This window comes from Pseudomonas sp. NPDC087342 (assembly GCF_044744265.1).
Taxonomy (GTDB): Bacteria; Pseudomonadota; Gammaproteobacteria; order Pseudomonadales; family Pseudomonadaceae; genus Aquipseudomonas; species Aquipseudomonas nunensis.
Genome location: NZ_JBIUXZ010000049.1, coordinates 1 through 3,996 on the forward strand (window position 1 = coordinate 1; position 3,996 = coordinate 3,996).

Here is a 3,996-nt window from a genome sequence, read left to right on the forward strand (position 1 = left end):
CAGCAATTCACCTTGAAGGGTGGTGCCACGATCAGCCAATTTGCGCGGGTCAACGTGAGGTGGAATCGGGTCATTCAACATAGGCGCAGCATTATAGGGATGCACCCAGCCATGTCAAAGGAAATTCAGCCCTGTCCGTCACTTGGAAGCCTCGCTAGAATTCGGACCTGCCTTTTGGAGATACCCATGCTGCCTTTATTACTCGCTTCAAGTTCGGTTTATCGCCGGGAATTGCTGGCCCGCTTGCAGCTTGAGTTCACCTGCAGCTCGCCGGATATCGATGAAAGCCATCGCCCGGACGAGTCCGCGATTAATTTGGTAAAGCGCCTGGCCGAAGAGAAAGCGCGGGCGCTGGCCGGCAGCCACCCCGCTCATCTGATCATCGGCTCCGACCAGGTCGCGGTGCTCGGCGAGCGAATTATCGGCAAACCCCACACCTTCGAAAAGGCTCGCGAACAACTGCTGGCTTCCAGCGGTGCCAGCGTGACCTTCCTGACCGGCCTCGCGCTGCTCAACAGCCAGACCGGCCACTGCCAGGTCGACTGCGTGCCGTTCACCGTGCACATGCGCACACTCGATCCGGCGCGCATCGAACGCTACTTGCGCGCAGAACAGCCCTACGACTGCGCTGGCAGCTTCAAGGCCGAAGGTTTGGGGGTGAGCCTGTTTCAAAGCACCGAAGGCCCTGACGCTACAAGCCTGATCGGCCTGCCGCTGATTCGGTTGATTGATATGCTGCTGGCACAAGGCGTACAGATCCCCTGACCACCCCTGTAGCAGCTGGCGAAGCCTGCGTTCGGCTGCGCAGCAGTCGTCCAACCTGAGTGCGAGATATTCCTGAAGCACCGCATGCGCTGATTTCACGACTGCTGCGCAGCCGAACGCAGGCTTCGCCAGCTGCTACAGGGATTGCACTCGCACAAAAAACCGGCCATCAGGGCCGGTTTTTTTGTACTGCAAAGATGCTTATCGCAACGATGGACCGTGAAACCCCATCCACATCGCCAACTGTTCGGCCACGCTGGCTCCGAGTTTCTTCGAGAAGCGATCAAAGGTCGATTCCTGAATAGTGAAGTCCACCAGCTCTTTCTCGCCAATCACATCACGAGCCACGGAACTGGCATTACCCAGACCATCGATCAAACCCAGTGGCAGCGCCTGCTCGCCAGACCAGACCAACCCGGAGAACAGCTCTGGATGCTCTTTGTCCTTGAGCCGGTCACCACGCCCCTTCTTCACGCTATTGATGAACTGCTGGTGCGTAGTGTCGAGCACGCCCTGCCAGAACTGGGTTTCCTCAGGTTTCTGTGGCTGGAACGGATCGAGGAACGACTTGTGCTCGCCAGACGTGTAGGTCCGACGCTCGACGCCGAGCTTCTCCATGGTGCCGACAAAACCGTAACCGGCCGCCGTCACACCAATCGAGCCCACCAGGCTCGCCTTGTCGGCATAGATCTGGTCCGCCGCACTGGCAATGTAATAAGCACCGGAAGCGCCCAGATCGGAAATCACGGCGTACACCTTGGTATCCGGGTGCAAACCGCGCAAGCGCTTGATCTCGTCGTAAACGTAACCCGACTGCACCGGACTGCCGCCCGGACTGTTGATGCGCAGGATCACGCCCTTGACCTTGGTGTCCTCGAAGGCTGCACGCAGACTGCCAACGATGTTGTCGGCGCTGGCGGGCTCCTTGTCGGCGATCACGCCATTTACGTCGATCAACGCCGTGTAATTGGAGCTGCGGGTGGCGCTTTTTTCCATGTCCATCAGCGGCGTGAACAGCAATAACGCCGCAAACAGGTACACAAAGGTCAGCAACTTGAAGAAAATCCCCCAACGGCGCGAGCGGCGCTGTTCCTGCACGCTGGCCAGCAACGTCTTCTCCAGCAGCTTCCAGCTCTTCTCGTCACCGCCATCCGCGCTTGCCTTGGCAGGCGCTTTCCATTCGTCGGTCATGCCATCTACCCCAGCAAAAACGTATTAAGCCTGACGGAGCCAGGCATGCAATTCAGAAAAACGATCAATGGCCAGTCGCGGCTCAAACAGTTTCAGCGCCTCGATGGACTGGGCGCCATAACTCACCGCAACCGAATCCATGCCGGCGTTGCGCGCCATCTGCAGGTCGAAAGACGAATCCCCAACCATCAACGCTTGCTGCGCAGACACACCACAATGAGCAAGGATCTCTTCCAGCATCAGAGGATGAGGCTTACTGGCAGTTTCATCCGCTGCACGGGTGATATCGAAATAGTCTTCCCAGCCGTGAGCCTTGAGCACCCGATCCAGCCCGCGACGAGCTTTGCCGGTGGCGACCGCCAAGTGATAACCCTCATCGCGAAAGGCTGCCATCGACTCGACAACGCCTTCGAACAGCGGCGAAGGCACAGCCTCTGCTGCGATGTAGTGATCGGCATAGTGCTGACGAAACGCGATGAGTTCGTCGTCACCGATTTGCGGGTACAACGTGCGAATCGCCTCGGGCAACCCAAGACCGATAATGCCTTTGACGGCAAAGTCATCGCACAACTGAAAACCGGAGCGCTCGGACGCGACATGCATCGCCTCGACAATCCGACCAATGGAATCGGCCAAGGTGCCGTCCCAATCGAAAACCAGCAGTTTGTAATCAGAGGGGTGCACTCAGGCGCTCCACGGTCTTGGCCCACATCTCGTCGACAGGCGCCTGCAACTTCAGCTCGCCGCCATCAGGCAACGGCACGGTCAGCATGTACGCGTGGAGGAACAGGCGTTTGCCGCCCAGGTCGCGAATTTCCTTGCTGAAATCGTCATCGCCATACTTGGTGTCGCCGGCAATGCAATGCCCGGCGTGCAAGGTGTGGACGCGGATCTGGTGAGTCCGGCCGGTGATCGGTTTGGCTTCGATCAGGGTGGCAAAGTCGCCGAAACGACGCAGGACCTTGAACACGGTCACCGACTCCTTGCCCTCCTCCTCGTCGACCTCGACCATGCGCTCGCCGGAGCGCAGGTTGCTCTTGCCGAGCGATGCACGGACTTGCTTGATCGAGGCCGCCCAGTTGCCGCGGACCAGCGCCATGTAGCGCTTATCGACGCCATCGCCGCGCAAGGCCGTGTGCAAGTGACGCAGCATGCTGCGCTTCTTGGCGATCATCAGCAGGCCGGAGGTGTCACGGTCGAGACGGTGAACCAGCTCGAGCTCCTTGCAATCAGGGCGCAACTGACGAAAGGCTTCGATCACCCCGTAAGTCAGGCCGCTGCCGCCATGGACCGCGATGCCACAAGGCTTGTTGATCACGATCAACGCCTTGTCCTCGAAGATAATCGAGGCTTCGAGGCGCTGGAGCAGGCCTTGTGCCAGCGGTACCGGCTCGTCGCGCTCAGGCACGCGAACCGGCGGCACGCGCACGATATCGCCCGCCTGCAGCTTGTATTCGGGCTTGATCCGGCCTTTGTTCACTCGCACTTCGCCTTTGCGCAAAATGCGGTAAATCAAGGTCTTGGGCACGCCTTTGAGCCGAGCGAGAAGGAAGTTATCAATACGTTGGCCGGCATATTCCGGCGAGACCTCCAGCAGTTGTACGGCTGGGGTCGAAGGGGCAGTAGTCGTCATGGCGCGGATGATAACAATTTTTTATGGAATTGAAGCACTTAATCATTGCTGCTATAGTCGCGAACGCCGCCAAAAGCGGCCTGGACAGCGGACTAACGGTCAAAAACCGGCCCTGACCAACGCAATTCACCAGGACGCGAGGCCGTCCTACGGGGCTTTCGCTACGTAACGGTGGAGTTTGCAGGTGTAACGAGCGCAGGTGACATGAGGCCTGAATCAAGCGGCAAAGCAGAGTTTTCACTCGCCTTGCGAGCCAATATTCATGGCCAGTTCACAAAGTGCAGTCAGCTGCGAATGACCCCGAGCGAACGCTTCGGAAACAACGCCTAAATTAGCCATGATGCGTGACCTCCCCTTTCGGAGCTCACGGTAAATGCCAACCCGCTGCGGATTCTGCGCGCGGCAGC

4 protein-coding genes and 1 pseudogene are annotated in these 3,996 nt (G+C 58.7%); 1 reads left to right on the plus strand and 4 read right to left on the minus strand.

The features are described from left to right. Positions 1 to 81 (minus strand): annotated as a pseudogene (locus tag ACIOYV_RS33090) (metal-binding protein); the annotation flags it as partial. Between the two features lie 105 nt (positions 82 to 186). On the opposite strand from ACIOYV_RS33090, the gene ACIOYV_RS33095 reads away from it, so the two are divergent. After that, a complete protein-coding gene (locus ACIOYV_RS33095) occupies positions 187 to 765 on the plus strand; it encodes a Maf family protein (RefSeq protein WP_401330672.1) in 579 nt (192 codons plus the stop codon). A 201-nt stretch (positions 766 to 966) separates the two neighbouring features. Here the strand turns inward: ACIOYV_RS33095 and sppA are convergent, their stop codons facing one another. The 3 genes from sppA to rluC are packed head-to-tail and all read right to left on the minus strand — an operon-like array spanning position 967 to position 3,589. Then, positions 967 to 1,956: a signal peptide peptidase SppA gene (gene sppA / locus ACIOYV_RS33100; RefSeq protein ID WP_401330675.1), complete on the minus strand. Its 990-nt coding sequence runs from the start codon at positions 1,954 to 1,956 to the stop codon at positions 967 to 969. A 24-nt stretch (positions 1,957 to 1,980) separates the two neighbouring features. Next, entirely contained in the window at positions 1,981 to 2,640 is a 660-nt protein-coding gene (locus ACIOYV_RS33105; protein ID WP_401330678.1) for an HAD-IA family hydrolase, read from the minus strand. Then, on the minus strand, positions 2,627 to 3,589 hold the full coding sequence (gene rluC, locus ACIOYV_RS33110; RefSeq protein WP_054051763.1) for a 23S rRNA pseudouridine(955/2504/2580) synthase RluC: 963 nt from the start codon (positions 3,587 to 3,589) through the stop codon (positions 2,627 to 2,629). Before rluC ends, ACIOYV_RS33105 begins: the two co-directional genes overlap by 14 nt. Positions 3,590 to 3,996 lie beyond the last annotated feature (407 nt).

Excerpts from the sequence above, each read along its gene's own strand:
- rluC (WP_054051763.1), bottom strand. The coding sequence starts at position 3,589 with ATGACGACTACTGCCCCTTCGACCCCAGCCGTACAACTGCTGGAGGTC.
- ACIOYV_RS33095 (WP_401330672.1), top strand. The coding sequence starts at position 187 with ATGCTGCCTTTATTACTCGCTTCAAGTTCGGTTTATCGCCGGGAATTG.
- sppA (WP_401330675.1), bottom strand. The coding sequence starts at position 1,956 with ATGACCGACGAATGGAAAGCGCCTGCCAAGGCAAGCGCGGATGGCGGT.